The sequence below is a fragment of the Shinella sp. M27 genome (genome assembly GCF_049199905.1).
In the GTDB taxonomy this organism is placed as follows: Bacteria; Pseudomonadota; Alphaproteobacteria; order Rhizobiales; family Rhizobiaceae; genus Shinella.
Genome location: NZ_JBLZPK010000008.1, coordinates 157,710 through 180,282, shown reverse-complemented (window position 1 = coordinate 180,282; position 22,573 = coordinate 157,710). Strand labels below are relative to the sequence as shown.

Genomic DNA, 22,573 nt, shown 5'->3' with positions numbered 1-22,573 from the left:
CTGCCGGGCGCGGCGCTGGCAGCGCTTTGCATCGCGCTCGTGCTGGCCGTGCCGATCCGCCGGGCGCTTGCCGCCCGCAGCCGGTCCGATAAGGCTTGGGCGGCCGGCGATCCGGTCGCCGCCCGCGTGGCGGCCGCCCATGCGCGCCACCATGCCTTCACGGCGATGGGCGTCGGCGGCTTTCTGCTGCCCGTCCTCGCCATCGCGACGTTCCTCACCATCAACGACGCGGTGGTCTACAAGACCTTCCTGCGCGGCGACGTCATCCTCGCCAGCCTGATCGACATCACCAAGGCCTTCGGCACCAACATCTCGATCGCTGTCGCCGCCCAGGTCCTGTCCATGCTGCTCGGTCTGATGCTGGCGATCGGGCGTTCCCTGCAGGGATCGAGTTTCGTGCTGGTGCGCGCCGTCTGCGTCTTCTACGTCGATATCTTCCGCAGCCTGCCGGCCATCGTCATCATCTATCTCGTCTGCTTCGGCGTACCACTGATGGGCATTCCCGTTCTCAGCAATGGCGATCCGATGCTCTATGCCATCGTCGCGCTGTCGCTCACCTATGCGGCCTATAATGGCGAACAGTTCCGCGCCGGCCTCAAGGGCATCCATCACAGCCAGATTTCCGCTGCCCAGTCGCTCGGCATCCCGCCCGGCGCGGTGCTGCGCCTCATCGTGCTGCCGCAGGCGATGCGTCGCATCGCAGGCCCCATGCTCGGCAATTTCATCGCGCTCCAGAAGGATACGGCGCTGGTCAACATCGTCGGCATCGTCGATGCCTTCACCCAGGCCAAGATCTATTCGGCGAACTATTACAATCTGTCGTCCGTCACGGTCGTCTGCATCCTGTTCATCGCCATCACCATTCCTCAGACCCGGCTTGTCGACTATCTCGTCGCTCGCGCCGACAGCAAGGAGGGCCGCTGAGATGGAAAAGCCGCTCATCGAACTCAAGGGCATCGGCAAGTCCTACGGCAAATTCCGCGTCATCGACGGCATCGACCTCGATATCCAGCGCCATTCGGTCGTGTCGCTGATCGGCGCGTCCGGATCGGGAAAATCGACGTTGCTGCGCTGCCTCAACGGACTGGAGGATATCCAGGAAGGGCAGATCCGGTTGGACGGCGAGGTGATTTCCGGCCTCGGCATCAACCATGTGGCGCTGCGTCGCCGCATCGGCATGGTCTTCCAGAGCTATAATCTCTTTCCGCATATGTCGGTGCTCGGCAATTGCACCGTCGCGCTGGTCACCACCGGTTCTTGCGGCCGGGAGGAGGCGGAGGCGCGGGCGCTCGCCATGCTGGAGCGCGTCGGTATGCGCGACAAGGCGGGTGCCTTTCCCGACCAGCTTTCCGGTGGCCAGCAGCAGCGCGTCGCCATCGCCCGCACCATGATCATGCAGCCGGACGTGCTGCTGCTCGACGAGATCACCTCGGCGCTCGATCCTGAACTGGTGATGGAAGTGCTCGACCTGGTGCGCGATCTGGCAAAGCAGGGCATGACGATGCTACTCACCACGCATGAGATGAGTTTTGCGCGGGAAATCTCCGATAAAGTGTGCTTTCTCTATGCTGGCAGGATTCTGGAGGAAGGGCCGCCCGAACAGGTGTTTTCAACCCCGCGCGAGGCGGCGACCCAGTCCTTCCTGCGGCGGGTGACCGCCGCGGGGCGGCTTTGAAGGTGCAGGCATATGAAGGAGGTAAGATGGTGACGATCGCGGCCGGCGCGGCCATGCTTTCCGGCAGCGAGAAGGCGGCGAAATCGGAAGAACGTTTCAGCGACAAGGTCTATGGCATTCTGCTCGACCGCCTTGTTCGCCTGCACTATCAGCCGCTGCAACCCCTCAACGAGCGTGAACTCACGGTGGAACTGGAGATCGGCCTCGCGCCGATCCGCGAGGCGCTGCGGCGGCTGGAAGGCGAGAACCTTGTGGTCATCTATCCGCGCCGGGGCATCTTCGCCGCCGATATCGGCCTGCGCGACCAGCAGTCGATCAAGGAGATACGGCTGGAAATCGAGGGGCTGGCGGCAGCTTTGGCGGCGATGCGCGCCACACCGCAGGAGCGGCAGGCGCTCGCCAAACTGGCCGACAGGCTTGTCGAAGAGACCGACATCTCCCTGCAGATCGCCGGCGATGCCGAGCTGCATCGGCGCATTTACCGGATGGCACGCAACGATTATCTGGCGGCCATGCTGACGCAGAATTTCAACCTCGCCCTCCGGCTCTGGTATTTCTGCAATCAGAGCGCCCCGGCGCCGGTGCCGGAAGCGGTGGATCACCGTCCGCTGGCCAACGCCATCCTCTCCGCAGACAGCGAAAGAGCCCGCGCCCTGATGCGCCAGCACGTTGCACACGATTCCGACCGCGTGCGCGACCTGCTCTTCAAGGGCTCCGCCTGATCTGGCGGGCGACCTGTTGAAATCCGGCGGGCTTGCCGATACCGGGAGGCCGGGTTACACGAGACAGGTTCTGCGATGCCGCCCCGTGGCGACGAAGCGATTGCCAAGGTGACGAACTTGTCCTCCGATGACCCGAAGAGTGCCGACGATACCGATCCGCTGATGGTGCGGTCGGTGGAAAAGGCGTTCCGGGTCCTGGAGGCCTTCGACGGTACCAACCGGAGCCTCAGCCTTGCGCAGATCGGCGCGAATGTTGGCCTCGACAAGAGTGCCGCGCAACGCTTTACCCATACGCTGAACAAACTCGGCTACCTGCAAAAGGACCCGGTGACGAAGCGTTTCGAGCTCAGCCTGCGCAGCCTCGAAATGGCGCGCCATTTCATCACCGCCAATCCGCTGGTCAACCAGGCGATGCCCTATCTTCTCCATCTCAGCCGCGAGACGGAGGAGGCGGTGAACCTGACATTGCCTGACGGAACAGAGATCGTTTTCGCCGCCCGTTTCATGAGCCGGCACATGCTGAACACTGATGTCGTGGTGGGCACCCGCATGCCCGCCTTCTGCACGGCGCCGGGCCGGGCGATCCTCTCCCGACTGCCGGCCGCGGAAGCCCTGTCGCTCATCGAGCGGTCGCCCTTGCAGGCCTTCACGCCGCAGACGGTGCACACCGTCGATGCTCTGGTCGAGCGGCTGGATGCCGCACGCAATGCCGGCTATGCCACGACCTGGGGCGAATTCTTCCCCGGCGATCTCTCGGTCGCCGCCGCAGTGCTCGATCAGACCGGCCGTCCGGTTGCCGCCGTCAATATCGGCGTTTCCAACGCGCGCTACACGCCCGAAAAGGCGGAAGAGACCTTCGCGCCCCTCGTCGTCGCCGCCACGCGTTCGATCTCGCAGGCATCCTCCACCTTCTGACGTCTTCAAAGACGACTTTTAAGCCTTCGCCGGCCTGCCGGTGAACGATTTTTTGCGCCGTGAAAAAGGCCGTTGACAATTTCATGTATTGAAATACGATACTGTGTATCACAATATAATACGATGGATCACATGACAAATTTCATTCTGACAGAGCAGCGTGGCGCCTGCCGCGTGATCACGCTGAACCGTCCCGAGGTTCTCAATGCCTGGCATTCCCAGATGCGTCTTGATCTCATGGTGGCGCTGGAGGCGGCCGAAGAAGACGCCGCCGTCGGCGCGATCATCATCACCGGGGCAGGCGAGCGCGCCTTTGGCGCAGGGCAGGATCTCAACGAGACCAAGACCTTCGACCCCGATCGCGCGGAGCTCTGGATCGGCGAATGGGAACGGCTCTACGATCGTATCCGCAGCCTCTCCAAGCCGTTGATCATGGCGCTGAACGGCCTGGCAGCCGGCTCGGCCTTCCAGGTGACCCTGCTCGGCGATTTCCGCATCGGCCATGATGGCGTGAAGATGGGGCAGCCGGAAATCAATTCCGGCATCGCCAGCACGACCGGCCCGTGGATCATGATGGAAATGATCGGGCTTGCGCGCACTACCGACCTGACCCTCAGCGGCCGCATGATGGAGGCGGCGGAATGCGTCGCCATCGGTCTCATCAACCGGATCGTCCCGCGCGAGGAGGTGCTTGAAGCATCGCTGGCACTTGGCGAACAGCTTGCCGCCAAGCCGCGGCTTGCCATGAAGCTCAACAAGCAGCGCTTCCGCGAAGTCACCGAGGCCCGTTTCCGCGACGCGCTTGCAGCCGGCGTGCGCAACCAGCGTATCGCTTATGGCGATGGCGAGCCCAACCGCATGATGGAACAGTTCCTCGCAGCCAAATCCAAGGCGAAGTCCGGCTGAGCCGCGCCTGCCCTCCGCTTTTCAAGATCAATGACTTTTCAGGATTGTAGCGTGGAAGACCAAGGTTTCATTTCTCGCCTGCCAGCCCGGGCCATGGCCTCGCCCGATGCCATCTATGCGACGTTTGACGGCGAACCGATCACCTTTGCCGATCTGCACCGCAAGTCGGACAGTGTTGCGGTCGCGCTTCGTCGCCTCGGCGTCGAGAAGGGCGATCGCGTCGCGCTCATGCTGCGCAACAGTCCCGACAGCCTCGCCGTGCTGTTCGCCATCGCCAAGTGCGGCGCCGTGTGGGTGCCGGTGAATGTGCAGCTGCGCGGCGATGGATTGAAATACATCCTGGAACATTGCGATCCGCGCGTCGTCTTCGCCGATCGCGATCTTTTCCAGAATATTTCGGAGTGCGGTGCCGACACCTCGGTGTTCCAGCTCGTCGCGGAGGCGGGCGACACCGAGTCGCTCGACCAGCTTGCCAGCGGCGATCATGCCTTCGTCGAGCCGCTGCCGTCTGCCGATGACCTCTTCGCGCTGAACTATACGTCCGGCACGACCGGCCGTCCGAAGGGGGTGCGCGTCACCCATCGCATGCTGCGCTATGCGGCGGAGGGTGCGATGCTCTGCTCGGATGCGCGCGATGGCGATGTCTTCTTCGTCTGGGAGCCGCTCTATCACATCGGCGGTGCGCAGCTCATCCCGATCCCGCTGCTGCGCGAGGTCACGTTGTCCATGGTGCAGCGCTTCAGCGCCAGCCGTTTCTGGGATCAGGTGCGCGATTGCGGCGCGACGCAGATCCACTATCTTGGCGGCGTGTTGCAAATCCTCCTGAAACAGCCGGAGAGCGTGCGCGATCGTGACCACAAGGTTCGCGTCGCCTGGGGCGGCGGGTGCCCGCGCGATATCTGGCGCGCCTTCGAGGAGCGCTTCGGCACGCCGCTGCGCGAATGCTACGGCATGACGGAATCCTCCAGCATCACCACATTCAACGCGGCGGGCGTGCTCGGCTCGGTCGGCACGCCCGTGCCGTGGCTTTCCGTCGAGATTCTCGACGAACAGGGTGCGCCCGTGGCGGCGGGCGTGCATGGCGAGATCGTCGTCCATCCGCGTCAGGCGGGCGCGGTCTTCGCCGGCTATTTCCGCAACGAGGAGGCGACCGCCAAGGCGCTGCGGCCGGACGGTTTCCACACCGGCGACCTCGGCATGATCGATGCAGACGGCAACCTCTATTTCCTCGGCCGCCTGACGGACAGCGTGCGGGTAAAGGGCGAGAACGTCTCGGCCTTCGAGGTAGAGCATGTCGCCGGCAGCCATCCGATGGTCGAGGACTGCGCGCTGATCGGCGTCAAGGCCGAGGTCGGTGAACAGGAGATCAAGCTGTTCATCAAGCCGAAGGAAGGGGCCGCCATCGATTATCCGACTTTCTCCGACTGGCTTGCCCAGCGTCTGGCGCCGTTCCAGAACCCGCGCTACCTCGCCGTAGTCGAGGATTTCGAGCGCACGCCGAGCCAGCGCATCATGAAACACCGGCTGCCCGCATCCGTCGAAGGCAGCTGGGACAGGCAGCAGCGCACCGGCCGATAAGGTCCGGTCCCGATACGCACGAAACCGCATACCCCAAGGGGAGACAGTCAGAATGAAGGCCGCCGTTCTCTACACGTTCAACGAAGATCTCGTCATCGAGGATGTGCCGATCGCCGATCCCGGCGATCGCGAAGTGCTGGTGCGCATCATCGCGACCGGCGTCTGCCACAGCGATCTCAGCGCCGCAAAGGGCAAGTCGCGCCCCAAGCTGCCGGTTATCCTCGGCCATGAAGCGGCCGGCATTGTCGAGCGCACCGGTTCGGCGGTGTCGAAGGTGAAGAAGGGCGATCACGTCATCCTCTCCTGGGCGCCCAATTGCGGCGAATGCTTCTATTGCCACAAGCGCCTGCCGACCATGTGCGATACTTATGGCGAGGCTGCAGGCGGCAACACGCTCTGGAAGGGTGCCCGCCGGCTTGGCAGCGCGCAGAAGCCGGTCAATCATTTCACTTGCGTCTCGAGTTTTGCGGAGCTTGCGGTCGTGCCGGAAGCGGGCTGCTCCAAGATCGAGGATGACATTCCCTTCGAGGTCGCAGCCCTCGTCGGCTGCGCGGTGACGACGGGTTTCGGTGCCGTGGTGAACGATGCGCGCGTCGAGCCTGGCGAGATCGTCGGCGTCATCGGTGTCGGTGGTGTTGGCATCAACGCCATCCATGCGGCGTCGGTCGCTGGCGCAGAAGCGGTCGTTGCCATCGATATCAATCCGGACAAGGAGGCGGTCGCCCGCTCGTTCGGCGCGACGCACTTCCTGAATTCGGCAACGCAGGATGTCACCGCGGAACTGAAGGCGCTGAGCCGTGGCCGCGGACCCGACAGCATCATCGACTGCACCGGACGGCCGGCAGCCATCGCGCTTGCCTATGACAGCGTTCGGCTCGGCGGTTCGGTGATTTCCGTCGGCATCGCGGCGAAGGGCGAGATGGTCTCCCTGCCGGCCTCGACCTTGCCCAATACCCAGAAGCGCATCATCGGCAGCAACTATGGCGGCGGGGTTCCGGAGCGTGATTTCGAACGCATCCTCGGCCTCTACCGGGCGGGCCGTTTTGACCTCGACCGCCAGGTCGGCGCACGCGTGCCGCTGGAACAGATCAATGAGGCCTTCCGCTGGCTGGAGCAGGGCGTTCTTGCCCGCACGCTCGTGTGCTTTGACCGCTGACCGACGAAATCGAACGAGACAGATCATGTATCCCGATACCCAACTCTTCATCGCCGGCGAATGGACGAACGGCACGGACGGCGAAACGCTCGCGGTGCTCAATCCGGCGACCGGCGGTGAAATCGGCCGCGTTGCGAAAGCGACGACCGCAGACATGGATCGCGCGCTTGCCGCCGCCGCCAAAGCCTTCGAACAGTGGCGCAAGACGACGGCGCGCGAGCGTGCAAAACTGCTGCATGCAGCCGCCGACAATCTGCGCGCCCGCATCGAGGACATCGCGCCCATCCTGACCATGGAGCAGGGTAAGCCTCTCGCCGAAGCCCGCTCGGAACTGCGCAATGCCGATGATGTCATCCGCTGGTTCGCGGAAGAGGCCATTCGCTCCTACGGCCGCATCATCCCGGCGCGCAAGCCCGGCGTGCAGCAAATGGTCATGAAGGAGCCGATCGGCGTCGTCGCCGCGTTCACGCCCTGGAACTATCCGGTCGCCCAGGCGATCCGCAAGATCTGCGCGGCCCTTGCCGCCGGCTGTACCGTCATCCTGAAGGCCGCCGAAGAGGCCCCGGCCTCCTGTGCGGCCATGGTCCGCGCCTTTGCCGATGCCGGTTTCCCGGAAGGCGCGATCAACCTGCTTTACGGCGTGCCGTCGGACATTTCCGAATATCTCATTCCGCATCCGGTGATCCGCAAGGTGTCCTTCACCGGCTCGACGCCGGTCGGCAAACATCTGACCGCGCTCGCCGGCGCCCACATGAAGCGGGTGACGATGGAGCTCGGCGGCCATGCACCGTACATCGTCTGCGCCGATGCGGACCTTTCGTCCGCCGTTTCGATGCTGGCCGGCCACAAGTTCCACAATGCCGGTCAGGTCTGCATCGCGCCGACGCGCGTGCTCGTGGAAGAGCCTGTCTTCGACAATGTTCTCGAAGATTTCGTCAATGCGGCCAAGGCCGTGAGGGTAGGGGATGGGCTTTCCGACGGCATAGACATGGGGCCGATGGCGAATGCCCGCCGGCTCGACGCGATGGACCGGCTGATCGGCGATGCCGTCGCAAAGGGCGGCCGCCTGCTGACCGGCGGCAACCGCATCGGCAATGCCGGCTTCTTCTTCGAGCCGACGGTGCTGGCAGACGTGCCGCTGGACGCTGCGATCATGAACGAGGAGCCGTTCGGGCCTGTCGCGATCGTCAACCGTTTCGCGGCGGTGGATGCGGCGATCGACGAGGCGAACCGGCTGCCGTTCGGCCTGGCTGCTTATGCCTTCACACGGTCCCAGAGACATGCGCAGCGTTTCGCCGAAGACATTGAAACGGGCATGCTTTCGATCAACGATTACGGCCTTGCCTATGCGGAGGTTCCCTTCAATGGCGTGAAGGATTCCGGTTACGGCTCCGAGGGCGGTCCCGAGGCGCTGGAGACGTTCCAGACGGTCAAGTTCGTTTCACAAACGAATTTGTGAAAATCATCAAAATGAAATCTTGACTTCATTTTTTCATTAGTGTGAATTCGACATTGAAGTGAACGCACAGGAAAGACCCTCTCCGCCATGTCCCAGAACGCCTATGCCCTCCCGCAGCGCGCGCCCCTCTATCAGGCGCCGCCCTTCGACTACAAAGCCTTCAGCAAGGTCAGCGTGTTCTGCCGCGTTGACGAAGCGGCGATCCGCGCGGCTCTACCGGCGCAGTTCGACGTCCGGGGCGACGTGATCGAATTCTTCATCATGGACGTGCCGGCCGGTGGCGCGCTTGGGTCCTATGCGGAAGGCGGCATCGTCGTGCCGATGAGCTACCAGGGTCGCCCGGGCGGTCACGTGCTGTACGAGATCGTCACCAATGACGACTCCATGGCGGTCGGCCGCGAGGTCTGGGGCTATCCGAAGAAGATGGGCGAAGTGGCGTGGAAGGCGAGCGATACGGCAGTCACGGCCAAGCTCTCGCGCCGCGGCACCTCGCTGATCGAGATCGACTTCAAGGCCGATGGCCCGGCCTTCGAGAAGCCGGCTCTTCATCCGCGTTTCCAGACCCGCATCATTCCGTCGCCGGAAAGTGCGGCGGTCGAAACGCAGATCATCGAGAACTCGCTGGGGCAGTCGGAAACGCTTCGCCACGCTCTCGGCACGGCCGAGATCAAGGTCGGCGGCAGCGCCAGCGATCCGTTCTCCGATTTCCAGATCCGCGAGATCGTCGGCGCGGAAATGATCGTCGCCAACTTCGTCCTTGGCTTCGGCAAGATCGTCGGCTGAGGCGGGATTTAACAGGGAACCGTACACATGATGTGTGCAAATGCGCCCGAAAAGATGTTCAGACTCGATGAAAAGCGGGTCTTCATCACCGGCGGCGGTGGAGGCATCGGCCGCGCTGCGGCGCTGATGTTCGCTGCTTTCGGGGCGCATGTGGTGGTTCTCGACAGGGATCGGACGGCGGCGGAAGCCGTCTGCCGGGAGGTGCGGGAGGCCGGCGGTGCGGCGACGGCCTTCGCCCTCGACGTCACCGAAGAGGCCGACGTTCTCGCTGTTTTCGCTGCGGCGGAACAGGAAGCCGGCGGCCTCGACATCCTCGTCAACAATGCGGGCATCTCGATCCGCCGGCCTTCGACCGAACTTGCGATCGAGGACTGGAACAGCGTCGTCTCGGTCAACCTGACGGGCATGTTCCTGTGCTCGCGGACGGCTGCCCGCTCCTGGATTGCCCGCGGCATTCCCGGCGTGGTGATCAACACGGCGTCGATCATGAGCTTTTCGGGCGGCGGTCTCCATCCGAACGTCTCCTACCAGTCGACCAAGGCCGGCGTGGTGAACCTCACCCGGACGCTGGCCGTCGAATGGGCCGACAACGACATTCGCGTCAATGCGGTGGCGCCGACCTGGGTCCGTACGCCGCTCATCGATCATTTGATGATCGACGGCGCGCAGATGGAAAAGATTCGCAGCCTGACGCCGCTGAAGCGCCTGGCCGAACCGGACGAAGTGGCCTCCGCCATGATTTTCCTGGCCGGACCGGCCTCGGCAATGACCACCGGCCATGTGTTGGCGGTGGACGGCGGTTATCTCGCGAAATGAGGAGGGCGACGGGAAACTTCAGGTAGTCGTGCGCCTGGTCACTATCGTGAAGAATGTAGCTAATAATTTCACGCATGCGTTGCCCGGACGGGAGTTCCGTGCAACGAATCTCAACGAGCAAAAGGGGAACCAAAATGAACAGAACCCGTACACTTCTTTCTGCCGCAGCCCTCCTCTTCGCCTCCGGCGCCATGCCGGTGCTGGCGGATGATATCGTGCTGGGCGGCAGTGCGCCGATGTCCGGCGCGCAGGCCGAGTTCGGCCAGTCGCAGATCGACGGCGCCCAGCTCTATTTCGACCAGCTGAACGAGAAGGGCGGCATCAAGGGCAACAAGATTGTCTTCCGCCCGCTCGACGACCGCGCCGACCCGCGCCAGGGCACGCTCGTCGCCCAGCAGTTCTGCGACGACAGCGCCGTCATCGGCGTCATCGGCCACATGAACAGCGGCGTCACCATGCCGGCCCTCGACATCTACTCGGAATGCGGCATGCCGCAGGTCGTGCCCGCCACGAACCCGGAACTCATGCGCATGGGCTTCAAGACCGTCGTGCGCCCCGTTGCCAACGACTTCGTGCAGGGCGCGTTGCCGGCGAAATACGTCACCGAAAAGCTCGGCTTGAAGAATGCCGTGCTCGTGCATGACAAGACCGTCTTCGGCCAGGGTATTGCCGGCGTGTTCAAGGACAATTTCGAAGCCGGTGGCGGCAAGGTCTCGGGCACCTACGGCACGAACCCCGAGGACGTCGATTTCTCGGCGCTCATCGCCTCGATCAAGCTGGAAAACCCCGACGTCGTCTATATGGGTGCCGGCATGCCGCAGCTTGCTCTGTTCCTCAAGCAGATGCGCGAGCAGGGCCTGAAGGCCCAGTTCATCGGCCCCGATATCGGCTTCACCGTCGATTTCATCACGCAGGTCGGTGCGGCCTCCGCCGAGGGCGCGCTCATGACCTTCCAGCTTCCGCCCTATGATTCCTCGCCGGAACTGAAGGATTTCTCCGATCGCCATCAGGCCCGCTTCGGCCGCGCACCCGGTCCCTATGCCTCGCTTGGCTTCGCCAACGCGCAGGTGATGGCCGCTGCAGTCGAAAAGGCCGAAAGCCTTGACCGCGAAGGCGTTCTCGCCCAGCTGCATGGTGTGACGGTCGAAACTCTGCTCGGCCCGGTCGCCTTCGATGAGAATGGTGAAAACACCACCGCGCCGATGTACCTCTACGTTGTCAAGGACGGCAAGTTCGAGCTGATCAAGCAGTAATCAGCCGGACATTTGTTCAACGGGGCCGGCGCAGTCCGTGCCGGCCCGTCGTCACAAAGGCGATTCCCTTGTTCGACTATTTTCTTCAACAGCTGATCTTCGCGCTCGCTATCGGTGCGATCTACGGATTGATCGCCCTCGGCTACACGATGGTCTATGGCGTGATGCGGCTGATCAACTTCGCCCACGGCGAGTTCTTCATGCTCGGGCCGTATATCTACACGTTCCTCTTCAGCGGTCTCCTCGGTCTCGGTGGCCTGGCTCCGGTGCTGGACTCCGCCATCGCCATCGTCGCGAGCTTCGTGATCGTCGGCCTGCTGGGCGTGGCGATCGAGCGCTTTGCCTACCGGCCGCTGCGCGCCTATGGCCGCCTTGCGCCGATGCTGAGTGCGCTCGGCATGTCCATCGTGCTGCAGAGCGCGGTGCGTGTGACGGTCGGCCCGCAGCCGGTGCATTTCCCGGCGATCGTGCCGAGCACGCCGATCGACGCGTTCGGCGGCATGGTGACGACGGTGCAGCTTGGCATCCTCGCTGCCGCTGTCCTGCTGATGGTGGGCTTGACGCTCTTCGTCAACGGCACGCGCCTCGGGATCTGGATCCGCGCGGCGTCGGAAAGCTGGACCACGTCGAGCCTGCTCGGCATCCGCGTCAACCGAGCTGTCAGCCTCGTCTTCTTCATCGGCCCCGGGCTGGGCGCCATGGCGGGCATCATGTACGCCTCCTATTACGGCATCATGCAGCCGACCATGGGCTCCGTCATCGGCCTGAAGGCCTTCACGGCGGCCATCCTCGGCGGCATCGGCTCCATTCCGGGTGCCATGCTTGGCGGCTTCCTGCTCGGCGCGATCGAGACCTTCGGCACGGCCTTCCTGCCGATCCTCTCCTTCGGCTATATCGGCACCGAATATCGCGATGTCTTCGCCTTCGCCGTCCTCATCCTCGTTCTTCTGTTCAAGCCCGCCGGCCTGCTCGGCGAGACCGTCTCGGAAGAAACGACCGTCGCAAAGAAGGATTACTGACCCATGGGGAATTCGGTGATCGCCCGGCGGCTCGGCCTTCTCGCAGTTCTCGCGCTTTGCGTGGTTCTGCTGGCGCTGGTGCCGTACCTTCCGTCCTATTACGTCCGCGTCGTGGACAGTATCCTGATCTACATCATCCTCGCCGTCGGCCTGAACCTCGTGGTCGGCTATGCGGGTCTGCTGGATCTCGGCTTCATCGCCTTCTACGCGGTGGGCGCCTATGCCTATGCCCTGCTCGCCAGCGGGCAATTCGACATCCACCTGCCGTTCATTGTCATCCTGTTCATAGGGGCGGCGGCCGGTGCCATAGCGGGGGTCCTCCTCGGTTTCCCGGTGCTGAAGCTGCGCGGCGACTATCTCGCCATCGTCACGCTCTCTTTCGGTGAAATCATCCGCATCGCCATCAACAATGCCGATGAGCTGACCAATGGTCCGCAGGGCATTGCCGGCCTCGACAGGGCGAACCTCTTCGGCCTGCCGCTGACCAGCCCGGTGCATTTCTACTGGCTGCTGCTCGTGCTGACCGTCATCGTCTGCGCCGGCGTTTACTACATGGAACGCTCGATCCTCGGCAAAGCCTGGCGGGCGCTGCGCGAGGACCAGGATGTGGTGCGTGGTCTCGGCATCAACACGACGACGCTGAAACTGCTGGCCTTCGCGCTCAGTGCGGCGATCGGCGGGGCAGGCGGGGTGATCTTCGGCTCGTTCCAGCGCTTCGTCAGCCCGGAAAGCTTCACCTTCCAGGAATCGCTGCTCGTCGTCCTGATCATCATCATCGGTGGCGTCGGCAATATCGTCGGCGTCATCGCGGGGGCAGTCGTGCTCGTGATCCTGCCGGAAGTCCTGCATTTCGCCGCGCAATACCGCCTTTTGATCTACGGCGTCGTCCTTGTGACCGTCATCGTGCTTCGCCCCGGCGGCCTCGTTTCCCCCCGCTTCAACCTCGGCTTCATCATTCGAAAGGTCCGGACCCTATGGCTCTCGCCCTCGAAAACGTAAGCAAGCATTTCGGCTCACTGGTTGCGATCAGGAACCTGTCGCTGTCCTTTGACGTCGGTTCGATCTACTCGATCATCGGGCCGAACGGTGCCGGCAAATCGACCGTCGTCAACATGATCGCCGGCTCCTACTCGGTGACGTCAGGCACGATCCGGCTCGGTGCGACGGCGCTTAACCGGTTGCCCAAGCACCGCATCGCCCAGCTCGGCGTGTCGCGCACCTACCAGAACCTCCGCCTCTTCGACGGCATGACGGTTCTGGAAAATCTCGAGGTCTGCTTCTTCCCGCAGTCGTGGCTGACCTTCCTTACCGGTGCGAAACGGCTGAGCAAGGCCGAGCGGCTCGAGATCTGCCATGCCTGCCTCGCTGAATTCCATCTGTCGGACGTGGCGGATGTTCTGGCAGGCGACCTGCCGTACGGACGCCAGAAGATCCTGGAACTGGCGCGCGCCTTCGTCACGCAAGCCCCGATCGTGCTGCTCGACGAGCCGGCGGCCGGTCTCAACCATACCGAAACAAAGGACATGGCGGCGATGATCGCCGGCCTGAAACGTGAAGACCGCGCGATCATCCTCGTCGAGCACGACATGGACATGGTGATGTCCATTTCCGACCGGATCGACGTCTTGAACTATGGCGAGCTGCTTTGCTCCGGCACGCCGGATCTGGTGCGCACGAACGAAAGAGTGCAGGAGGCCTATCTTGGAACCACGGAAGAACTCGACGACATCCGCAAGCTTGCTCAAAGTCGCCGGGCTCAAGGCGGGCTACGGGCGAACGCAGGTATTGTTCGGCATTGATCTGGAAGTCCGCGCCGGCGAGATCGTCACGATCATCGGCGCGAACGGCGCGGGCAAGACATCGACGCTACGCTCGATTTCCGGCCTGACGCAGATCTTTTCCGGCGAGATCGAATTCAAGGGCCGGCCGATCAAAGGCCTGCCGCCGGAAGAGATCACCCGCCTGGGTCTCGCCCATTGCCCCGAGGGTCGCCAGATTCTTCAGCGGCTGACGGTCGAGGAGAACCTGCTGGCAGGCTACATTCCCGGCCGCGGGCGCAGCTTCGACGAGATTCGGACCCAGGTCTATGACATGTTCCCGATCCTCAAGGAGCGGCGTCATTCGCTGGCAAGCCGCATGAGCGGCGGCCAGCAGCAGATGCTGGCGATCGGCCGCTCGCTGATGGCGACGCCCGAACTCCTGATGCTGGACGAGCCGTCGCTCGGGCTTGCGCCAAAAATCATCAACCAGATCTTCGAGATCATCATCACGCTGTCGAAGTCCGGCATCAGCCTCATCGTCGTCGAGCAAAACGCGGCAGTGGCGCTGGAAATCGCCGACTATGCCTATGTGATCGATGCCGGCCGCTGCTCGGTGGAGGGGGGCGCAAACAACGTGCTCAACGATCCCGATCTCAAGGCCGCCTATCTCGGCGCCTGACTGGCGATATACGGAGGAAACATGTCTAAAGCCGAGACATCCATCCTGATCTCCGGCGCGGCCTCCGGGATCGGGCGGGCAACTGCGCTTTGCCTTGCGAAAGGCGGCGCTGCGCTCACCCTGTTCGACCGCAATGCGTCGGCAATGGCGGAGGTGGCAAGTGCCTGCCGGAGCCAAGGTGCGGCGGTGGTCGCGGTGGCGGGTGACGCCACCTCCGATGCCGACGTCGCCGCTGCGGTGGGTCGAGCCATCGAAACACACGGTTTTCTCTCCGGCGTGGTCGCCGCAGCCGGTGTCGCGCGGAAAGGCGACGTCACGACGCTGACCGACGAGACCTGGGAGATCACGCTGGCCGTGAACCTCACAGGCCCGTTCCTTTTGGCGCGGCATGCGGTTCCGCACCTGTTGCGCAACCCGTCCTCCGCCTTTGTCGCGGTCAGTTCGGACTCGGGCGTGCGCGGCTCACGCGGTTATGCCGCCTACAGCGCATCCAAGCATGGCGTGGTTGGCCTGATCCGCTGCATGGCGCTCGACCATGGCCCCCAGGGCCTGCGCAGCAATGTCGTCTGCCCGAGCTTCGTCGACACGCCCATGGCCGACGGTCTCCTTAAGGAAAGCGGCGGCGGCTACGACCGCGCCTTTTACGAGCGCCGCGTGCCGCTCGGCCGTTTTGCCCGGCCGGACGAAGTGGCCGATGCCATCGGCCATCTGCTGTCGCCGCAGGCGAGTTATGCCAACGGCATGGTCTATATGCTGGATGGCGGCACCACGGCGGGAACGTTTGGCTGAAATGAACCGGTAGATGGGGACAACCGGCGCGGCGGTTATTGCAATCTAAGGCTGGCGTTGACTTCGATGAAGTGTTTGATCAATTCCATCATTCAAGTGAATTTATCAGGTTATGCTCGATGTCCAATTCTGTTTTCGAAGCCCCGACGCCCGATCATGTGGGCAAGACGCTGCGTGAGCTCCGACGCTCGCGGCGCATCACCATCCAGCAGCTTGCCGAAGGGCTGAATCGCTCGACGGGCTATGTCAGCCAGCTCGAACGCGGCCTGTCGCAACCGACGCTGAAGGATCTCTACGCGGCCTGTACGATCTTCGGCGTGCCGATGAGCTGGTTCGTCGATCTGGAAGAGAAGCAGCCGGAGGCCGAACGCGAAAAGGATGTCGTCGTTCGCAGCGGGCAACGTCGCTTCATGCTGCATCGGGGCGCGCGAACCGAACTCCTGACGCCGCAACTCGATTCCGATGTCGAATTCATGATGTCGACCTTCGAACCCGGTCTTGAAACGGAACCCAAGAACGTGCCGACGGCAGGCGCCGAATACGGCTACATCCTCAAGGGGCGCCTGGAGCTCTGGGTCGACGAGGAAAAGTTCGAACTCTTCGAGGGGGACAGCTACCGCTTCGACCGCGCGTCGACCTATCGCTCCCACAATCCCTCGAAGACCGAACCGACCATCATCATCTGGGTCGGCGTTTACAAGTAGATCACGGCAGGCGGGCACGCATGGCATCTTCCATTTTCGACCCCGCGGCATTTTCGGGCAAGGTCGCCTTCGTTTCCGGCGCTGCTTCGGGCATCGGCGCTGCAACCGCCCGCAGACTAGCCGATCTCGGTGCAAAGCTCGTTCTCGCCGATCGGGACAAGATACGTCTTGACGCTCTTGCCGAAACACTCGCACCGGAGAACGTGCTGGCGGTCGAAGTCGACGTCACGGCGATCGGCAGCGTGGAAGAGGCAGTCACGCGTGGTGCCGATCATTTCGGTGGCCTCGATCTCGCCGTCAATTCCGCCGGCATCGACCTGCCGCGCTGCGAAACGGCGTCTTATCCGTCTGAGCAATGGGACAGGATCATCGCGGTCAACCTGACGGGCGTGTTCAACGCCGTCCGGCACCAGGTTCCGGCCATGCTGGCGCGTGGCAGCGGATCCATCGTCAATGTCTCTTCCATCATGGGGTTTCGCGGTTTTCCTGGCCAGCCGGCCTATACCGCCGCCAAGCATGGCGTGATCGGCCTCACCAAGGCGGCTGCGCTCGACCATGCAGCACAAGGCATCCGCATCAACGCCGTCGCGCCGGGCTTCATCGACACGCCGTTGCTCGGCCATCTGAGCGACGAAAAGCGCAACGCCGCAGCCGCCCTTCATCCGATGCAGCGGGTCGGGCAGCCGGACGAGATCACCAATGTCATTCTCTTCCTGCTCTCCGATGCCGCGTCCTTCGTCACCGGCGCATGCTTTGAAGCTGACGGCGGATATCTCGCAAAGTGAGGAAGGGCGCTCCATAGACCTCGAAGCGGAACCGTTTTCCGGGCAGAACGCCTCGGTGGCTCGCGCACCCTTGCAACATGGTTCCGCCTTCAGGCTGCGGGTCGGATAATAGATGCCGCCATGGATGACGCCGCTGTTGTGGCCGGTCTGGTGCCGGCCGAGCGCATCTTCCCTTTCGAGGAGGAGAAGGCTGCTGCCGGTATAGGTTTCGAGCAGCCGCATGGCTTTTGCCAAGCCCACGACACCCCGCCGATGACGCAATGGTCGATCGCAAACGATACTGCCCGCTCGTCCAGCATCGTGGGATCAAATTCGTCTTTCCGTGCCAAGGTCGAATTGTCATGCGTTCTCGCACCATGAACTCTGTTTCTATCGGAATGTGAATCAATTTTGGGTTCATCCGCTCGTGCGCCGGTTCTTGTGTTGATCCTGCCCCTCTCCACTGGCTATGAGGAAGCAGGTTCTGAGGACATTCCATGAAATCAGTTATTTACCGCCTTCGGGCGCCGCCGTTGCATTGCTGATGTGAAACAGACCTCCGAATGTCTGCAGGCAAAGCATGGCCTCGTCATTCGGACCCCGGACAGAAAGATCCCACTCTCCAGGCGGCGACGCGACAGCGACGTCGGCCTTCGATGCGGCGTGGCCTGTAAGTGCCCGTGCCGCGCATTCGATACGAATCCCAGGAAGCGCCGACATGAGCACGTTTGCCGAAATCCAGTCCAAGATCCAATCTGGCCTGCCGTCGCAGGAAATCGATCTGGGTGACAACAAAGCTTTACTGACGGTGGCTGAGGCAGCGCAGCTCGTTGCGGCGGGCGTGCATTTCGCAGCAGGCGACGCCATAACCATCCTTGATGCGGCGGAAAACATAGAGGCGGTCGATGCCAACGGCATCGCTTCACTTGCAACCATGGGGGCCGCGTCTCTTGTGGCGACAGACCGCGGCCTCGAACTCGACCTTTCGCAAATCAACGCCATCGCCAATGGCGGTCTTTCAGTCACCACCCGCTATGAAAGCGTGACTTCGACGCAGGAAGCGGCAACGCTCGTCAACAACATCGGCTCCTTCTATCCCAAGGCAGACCAGTCGGTGGTGGTACTCGCAAACGAAGGCTATGTCGTCACGTGGCGCTCTTCCGCCAATCAGGGCGACGTCCACGTCCAGCTTTTCGACACGGATGGCAACAAGCGCGGCGGCGACTTCACGGTACATGCCGATGTCACCCGTCAGCAAACCGATCCGACGATCACCGCATTGTCGGATGGCGGCTTCGTCGTTGCCTGGCAAGGGCGCGATTCCAACGGCGCGGGTGTCTATCTGCAGCGCTTCGATGCCGACGGCAACCGTTTGGGCGGCGAGACGCTGGTCAACACGCAGATAACAGGCGAGCAGCAGCATCCAACGATCGTGGCCTTGGCCGGCGGCGGTTACGCCGTTACGTGGTTATCCTACGGTTCCAATCTTTGGAGCGCCACGGCCCAGGTTTTCGGGGCCAATGGCCAACCTGTCGGCGGTGAACTCACGCTCGGCGCGCATCTCTATGAAGAGGGCATGCGGTCTTTCAGCGTCAAAGCGCTCTCCAACGGCAGTTTCGTCTTCACCTGGATGACCGAGGATCTCGGGGTCGAGGCCCGTATCGTCGCGGCCGACGGAACCATCGTCGGCTCCCTTGTCACCGCGGGCTCCGAAAAAGGCTATTATCCCGAGGTCACCGCCCTGTCGGGCGGCCGCTTCGTCCTTGCCTGGACCTGGGAGGATGCGGCCATCGGGCAGAGTGGCGATGTGCGCTGGCAGATGTTCGACGATCAAGGCAACAGGATCGGCGACACGCAGACGGCCAACACCGACACCACGGACCGCCAGGCCGACATATCGATCGCCGCCACGGCGGATGGCGGTTTCGTCGCAACCTGGCTTTCCTTCAAACCGGCAACCTCCGTCACTTCACTTCATGCGCAGAAATATGACGCGCAGGGAAATCCGGTGGGCGGCGAACTCACCGTTGCTGCGCCGACGCCGGACGACATGTATGCACCGAAAATCACCGCATTGCCGGATGGCGGCTTCGCCGTGGCATGGGCGACAAACTCCGACAGTGGCGAGAGCCACGCCTATTTTCAGATATTCGGTCGGGACGGCGGGAAGATCGGCAATGCCATCCGGGTCGGAACGGAATCGAACGCGCAGCGGGAACCCAGCATAACCGTGCTGGCAAATGCGGATATTCTCATCACCTGGCTTTCCGACTCTTCGAATGGATCCAGCGTGCTGTCCCTGCGGCTTGCGCACGACACGGAAAAGGTGTCGCTAAAGGGTACCGCCAGCGCCGTCAACGGCTTGATGCTTGCAGATATTGCGAACTTTGCCGAGCTTGGCGTGCAAACCTTCAAGGTCAGCGACGGCGGCGACGTCAGGCTTTCGAAGGCCATTCTCACCGAAATGCGTGCGATGGAGGGGTTCAAGATCACCGGGGCGGGCTCCGTCACGCTGATGGACACGGGACACGGGATTGAAGCGCTATCGGTCACCGATATCGTCGCGCTGAAGACGCTCGGCGTGACCAGTCTCGAGGTCAGTGATAACAAGATCACGCTGTCCCTGGATCAGGCCATGGCCTATCTCGACGCAGGCATCACGCTGGCCAGCGGTGATGTGGCGACGGTCGAGATGACATTCCTTGAGCTCGTAGCGCTGATTAGCAATATCAACGCGCTGGTCGCCTTCGGCATGAAGATCATCGACCTCACAGAGAATGAGATCACCCTCGGCCTGGTTGGATACCGCTATCTCGACAGTATCGGCGTGCGCTTTGCGGCATCGGATGTGCTGACGCTGACCGACTACAAGTTCAACATCGTCAATCTGACCGTGGCGGAAATCGCCGAACTGGCCGAATGGGGTATCACGAAAATCGATACCAACGCCGCGGAAACGGAACCGGCCGTTCTCTCCCTGGCGCAGGTGAAGGCTTTCGCTGCCGGTGGGATCAGCTTCGCCGCGGATGAACTGGTTCATCTCTCCGACGGTGTCGCGGCGCTGTCCAGCCTCAGTGCCGGCGACATTGCAGATCTCGCGGCGGTCGGCGTTTCCAAGGTGGTCGTCGAGCAGGCCCTGGCGCTCACCGTCTCGCAATTCACTGCCTATGCGGAGCACGGTATCGACGTACAATCCCTCAACGGGATCATTTCGGTCCACGATGCCGGTGCCAATTTCGCCGCACTCGCAGCCGATGGGATCGCCGGGCTTTCCGCCCTTGGCATCACGATACTCGACGTGACCGACAACAAGGTCGTGCTTTCGCTTGCCGCGATCAAGGCCTATGCGGCGGCGGATGCGCACTTCGCCAGCGACGACCGGGTCGTCATGGGCGTAACGGCCGCATCGCTTTCAGCAACGAGTGCCAGTGATCTTGCCCTGGCGAAGGCGTTCGGCGTTGCTGCAATTACCACGACACAGTCCAGTCTGGACCTCGCCGTCGCAACGGCGGAGAGGGTCAGAAGCGCGGGCTTGTCGCTGGATTCGGACTTCACTGCCCGTATCGCCGATACCGCTGCAAACCTTCTTTCGCTCAGCTTCCAGGACGTTTCCAGCTATCGTGAGATGGGGGTCGATGGTTTACGGCTGGTCGATAGCGGCAGCGTCATTGCGGGTCTGTCACTTGCCAACATCGCCAATCTCGCAGGCAGGAGCGTCAGCGAAGTCGATGTCACCAACGGCGCCGTGACGCTCACCCTTGCGCAGGCAAACCAGTTTGCGGCCTCGGAAATCGTCTTCGCCGCAGCGGACACCATTGTCGTCACCGCATCCTCGGCGAGCTTGAGCGACCCGGATACGCTCGATCTCATCGGGCTGGCGGCCATTCATGTCGACCGGATCGATGCCTCCGACAACAAGCTCACCCTGACGCTTGCCGCCGCTCAGACTTATGTCAGCGCCGGCATCGGTTTCACGGCCGCCGATACCGTGACGGTAAAGATCAGCTATGCCGAGGCAAAAACGCTCTCCAAGGCAACGGGCAGCGCATTGCATGCCGCCGGCGTGGATCGTGTCGAAATCGATATGACCGCGAATGAGTTGAAGGCGCTGACCTATACCGAGCTTAAAGCGTTCGTCGCCGCCGGTGTCGATGGCATCACGGGGCTGACGACCGTCACCTTCTCCAACCTCACCTACGATCTCGTCACCCATACGGCGAATTACAACCCCGTCATCACTTCCAACGGTGGCGGTGTGACTGCGTCAATAACAATTGCTGAAAACACGAAGGCCGTCACGACCGTTCGGGCAACGGACAAGGAGGCGGCAACGCTCACCTATTCCATCGTCGGCGGCGCGGACAAGGCGTTCTTCACCATCGATGCCCGAACCGGTGCGCTCGTCTTCAAGGCCGCGCCCGACTATGAGACCCCGAAGGACAGCGGAAAGAACAATGTCTATGACCTCATCGTGCAGGTCAGCGACGGGAGGCTGATCGATACGCAGGCGCTCGCGGTGAGCGTGAAAGATGTCAACGAGGCGCCCACGGTGCCTACGCTCTCAGGCACTGCCGTCAAGGAGAACGTCGCGACCGGAACCCTTGTCGGAACCTTTGCGTCGAAAGATCCGGACGGCAAGGCGCTGAGCTACAAGCTTCTCGATACGGCAGGTGGCCTCTTCAAGCTTTCGGGCTCCAAGCTGGTGACGGCAAAGGCGATAGATTACGAGAAGGTGCAGAAAGACACGGTGACGATCGAGGTCTTCGACGGCCTGCACAAGGTGACGAAGGTTTTCACCATCACGGTTACGGATATTCTGGAAACGATCACGGGTACGGCGAAGGGCGAGGTGCTCAAGGGCGGTATCGGCATGGATCGGATCGTCGGGCTTGCCGGCAACGACACGCTCCATGGCTATGCCGGCAACGACATCCTGGAAGGCGGCGACGGCAATGACGTGCTGATCGGCGGGGCCGGCGCCGACCGTCTCCTTGGCGGCAATGGCCTCGACACCGCTTCCTATGCCGGCGCAAAGGCGGGGGTCGTGGCAAGCCTCGCCAAACCCTCCGTCAACACGGGCGACGCCAAGGGCGACACCTACTCGTCCATCGAGAACCTGACAGGCTCCTCTTATGCTGACCGCCTCACGGGTGATACCAAGGCCAATGTCATCGATGGCGGCGCGGGCGATGATGTGCTTTCGGGCGGGGCGGGAAATGACCGGCTCGTCGGCGGGCTCGGCTTCGACGACCTCTATGGTGGCACGGGCAGCGATCGATTCGTCTTCCGATCGGTCAAGGAACTCGGAACATCAAAAACGGTGACGGACACGCTCTTCGATTTCTCGCAGAAGGAGAAGGATTTGATCGATTTTACCGCGATCGATGCGAACCTGAACAAGGCGGGAGACCAGGCCTTCAACTTCATCGGCGCAGCCAAGTTCTCAAATGCCGCCGGCGAACTCCGCTACGAAAAGACGAAGGCTGACACCTATGTCTATGGAGATATCGATGGCAACGGCAAAGCTGATTTCGTCCTGCATATCGACGTTGCACTTAATCTAAAGACAGATGATTTCCTTTTGTAAGCGGTGCG

At 62.5% G+C, this 22,573-nt stretch carries 19 protein-coding genes and 1 pseudogene; 19 read left to right on the top strand and 1 reads right to left on the bottom strand.

Features of this window, described 5'->3' with window-relative positions; genetic code table 11:
- The 18 genes from ACOZK4_RS03045 to ACOZK4_RS02960 form a co-directional block, all read left to right on the top strand.
- On the top strand, positions 1-924 hold a 924-nt coding region (locus tag ACOZK4_RS03045; RefSeq protein WP_421590370.1), incomplete at its 5' end, for an amino acid ABC transporter permease.
- Between the two features lies 1 nt (position 925).
- Positions 926-1,675, top strand: coding sequence for an amino acid ABC transporter ATP-binding protein (locus ACOZK4_RS03040; RefSeq protein ID WP_421590368.1), 750 nt, complete (start codon positions 926-928; stop codon positions 1,673-1,675).
- Positions 1,676-1,701: 26 nt separating this feature from the next.
- Positions 1,702-2,397, top strand: a complete 696-nt coding sequence (locus ACOZK4_RS03035; RefSeq protein WP_421590367.1) for a GntR family transcriptional regulator — start codon at positions 1,702-1,704, stop codon at positions 2,395-2,397.
- A gap of 75 nt (positions 2,398-2,472) precedes the next feature.
- On the top strand, positions 2,473-3,312 hold the full coding sequence (locus ACOZK4_RS03030; RefSeq protein WP_421590366.1) for an IclR family transcriptional regulator: 840 nt from the start codon (positions 2,473-2,475) through the stop codon (positions 3,310-3,312).
- A 132-nt stretch (positions 3,313-3,444) separates the two neighbouring features.
- Positions 3,445-4,218, top strand: coding sequence for an enoyl-CoA hydratase/isomerase family protein (locus ACOZK4_RS03025; protein ID WP_421590364.1), 774 nt, complete (start codon positions 3,445-3,447; stop codon positions 4,216-4,218).
- 51 nt (positions 4,219-4,269) lie between these two features.
- Positions 4,270-5,796: an AMP-binding protein gene (locus ACOZK4_RS03020; protein ID WP_421590363.1), complete on the top strand. Its 1,527-nt coding sequence runs from the start codon at positions 4,270-4,272 to the stop codon at positions 5,794-5,796.
- Between the two features lie 52 nt (positions 5,797-5,848).
- On the top strand, positions 5,849-6,952 hold the full coding sequence (locus ACOZK4_RS03015; protein WP_421590362.1) for a Zn-dependent alcohol dehydrogenase: 1,104 nt from the start codon (positions 5,849-5,851) through the stop codon (positions 6,950-6,952).
- Between the two features lie 25 nt (positions 6,953-6,977).
- Positions 6,978-8,411 carry an NAD-dependent succinate-semialdehyde dehydrogenase gene (locus ACOZK4_RS03010; protein WP_421590361.1) on the top strand — a complete coding sequence of 478 codons (1,434 nt, stop codon included), beginning with the start codon at positions 6,978-6,980 and terminating at the stop codon, positions 8,409-8,411.
- A gap of 87 nt (positions 8,412-8,498) precedes the next feature.
- Positions 8,499-9,194 carry an acetoacetate decarboxylase family protein gene (locus tag ACOZK4_RS03005; protein ID WP_421590359.1) on the top strand — a complete coding sequence of 232 codons (696 nt, stop codon included), beginning with the start codon at positions 8,499-8,501 and terminating at the stop codon, positions 9,192-9,194.
- A gap of 54 nt (positions 9,195-9,248) precedes the next feature.
- Positions 9,249-10,010 (top strand): SDR family NAD(P)-dependent oxidoreductase, encoded by a 762-nt coding sequence (locus ACOZK4_RS03000; protein ID WP_421590358.1) that lies wholly within the window; start codon positions 9,249-9,251, stop codon positions 10,008-10,010.
- Between the two features lie 134 nt (positions 10,011-10,144).
- Positions 10,145-11,263 (top strand): branched-chain amino acid ABC transporter substrate-binding protein, encoded by a 1,119-nt coding sequence (locus ACOZK4_RS02995; protein WP_421590356.1) that lies wholly within the window; start codon positions 10,145-10,147, stop codon positions 11,261-11,263.
- Between the two features lie 68 nt (positions 11,264-11,331).
- Positions 11,332-12,282, top strand: a complete 951-nt coding sequence (locus tag ACOZK4_RS02990; protein ID WP_421590355.1) for a branched-chain amino acid ABC transporter permease — start codon at positions 11,332-11,334, stop codon at positions 12,280-12,282.
- A gap of 3 nt (positions 12,283-12,285) precedes the next feature.
- A complete protein-coding gene (locus tag ACOZK4_RS02985) occupies positions 12,286-13,281 on the top strand; it encodes a branched-chain amino acid ABC transporter permease (protein WP_421590353.1) in 996 nt (331 codons plus the stop codon).
- Positions 13,257-14,081: an ABC transporter ATP-binding protein gene (locus ACOZK4_RS02980; RefSeq protein WP_264222795.1), complete on the top strand. Its 825-nt coding sequence runs from the start codon at positions 13,257-13,259 to the stop codon at positions 14,079-14,081. Before ACOZK4_RS02985 ends, ACOZK4_RS02980 begins: the two co-directional genes overlap by 25 nt.
- Positions 14,020-14,721, top strand: coding sequence for an ABC transporter ATP-binding protein (locus ACOZK4_RS02975; RefSeq protein WP_421590352.1), 702 nt, complete (start codon positions 14,020-14,022; stop codon positions 14,719-14,721). Before ACOZK4_RS02980 ends, ACOZK4_RS02975 begins: the two co-directional genes overlap by 62 nt.
- A 21-nt stretch (positions 14,722-14,742) precedes the next feature.
- A complete protein-coding gene (locus ACOZK4_RS02970; RefSeq protein WP_421590350.1) occupies positions 14,743-15,510 on the top strand; it encodes an SDR family NAD(P)-dependent oxidoreductase in 768 nt (255 codons plus the stop codon).
- Between the two features lie 119 nt (positions 15,511-15,629).
- On the top strand, positions 15,630-16,214 hold the full coding sequence (locus ACOZK4_RS02965; RefSeq protein ID WP_421590349.1) for a helix-turn-helix domain-containing protein: 585 nt from the start codon (positions 15,630-15,632) through the stop codon (positions 16,212-16,214).
- Positions 16,215-16,234: 20 nt separating this feature from the next.
- The gene (locus ACOZK4_RS02960; protein WP_421590348.1) at positions 16,235-16,999 is read left to right on the top strand and encodes an SDR family NAD(P)-dependent oxidoreductase; all 765 of its coding nucleotides are present in this window, start codon (positions 16,235-16,237) and stop codon (positions 16,997-16,999) included.
- Positions 17,000-17,029: 30 nt separating this feature from the next.
- Here the strand turns inward: ACOZK4_RS02960 and ACOZK4_RS02955 are convergent.
- Positions 17,030-17,298: pseudogene (locus ACOZK4_RS02955) on the bottom strand (FAD-dependent oxidoreductase); the annotation flags it as partial.
- 398 nt (positions 17,299-17,696) lie between these two features.
- Here ACOZK4_RS02955 and ACOZK4_RS02950 point away from each other — a divergent pair.
- Positions 17,697-22,565 carry a M10 family metallopeptidase C-terminal domain-containing protein gene (locus ACOZK4_RS02950; protein ID WP_421590347.1) on the top strand — a complete coding sequence of 1,623 codons (4,869 nt, stop codon included), beginning with the start codon at positions 17,697-17,699 and terminating at the stop codon, positions 22,563-22,565.
- The last annotated feature ends 8 nt before the right edge of the window (positions 22,566-22,573 follow it).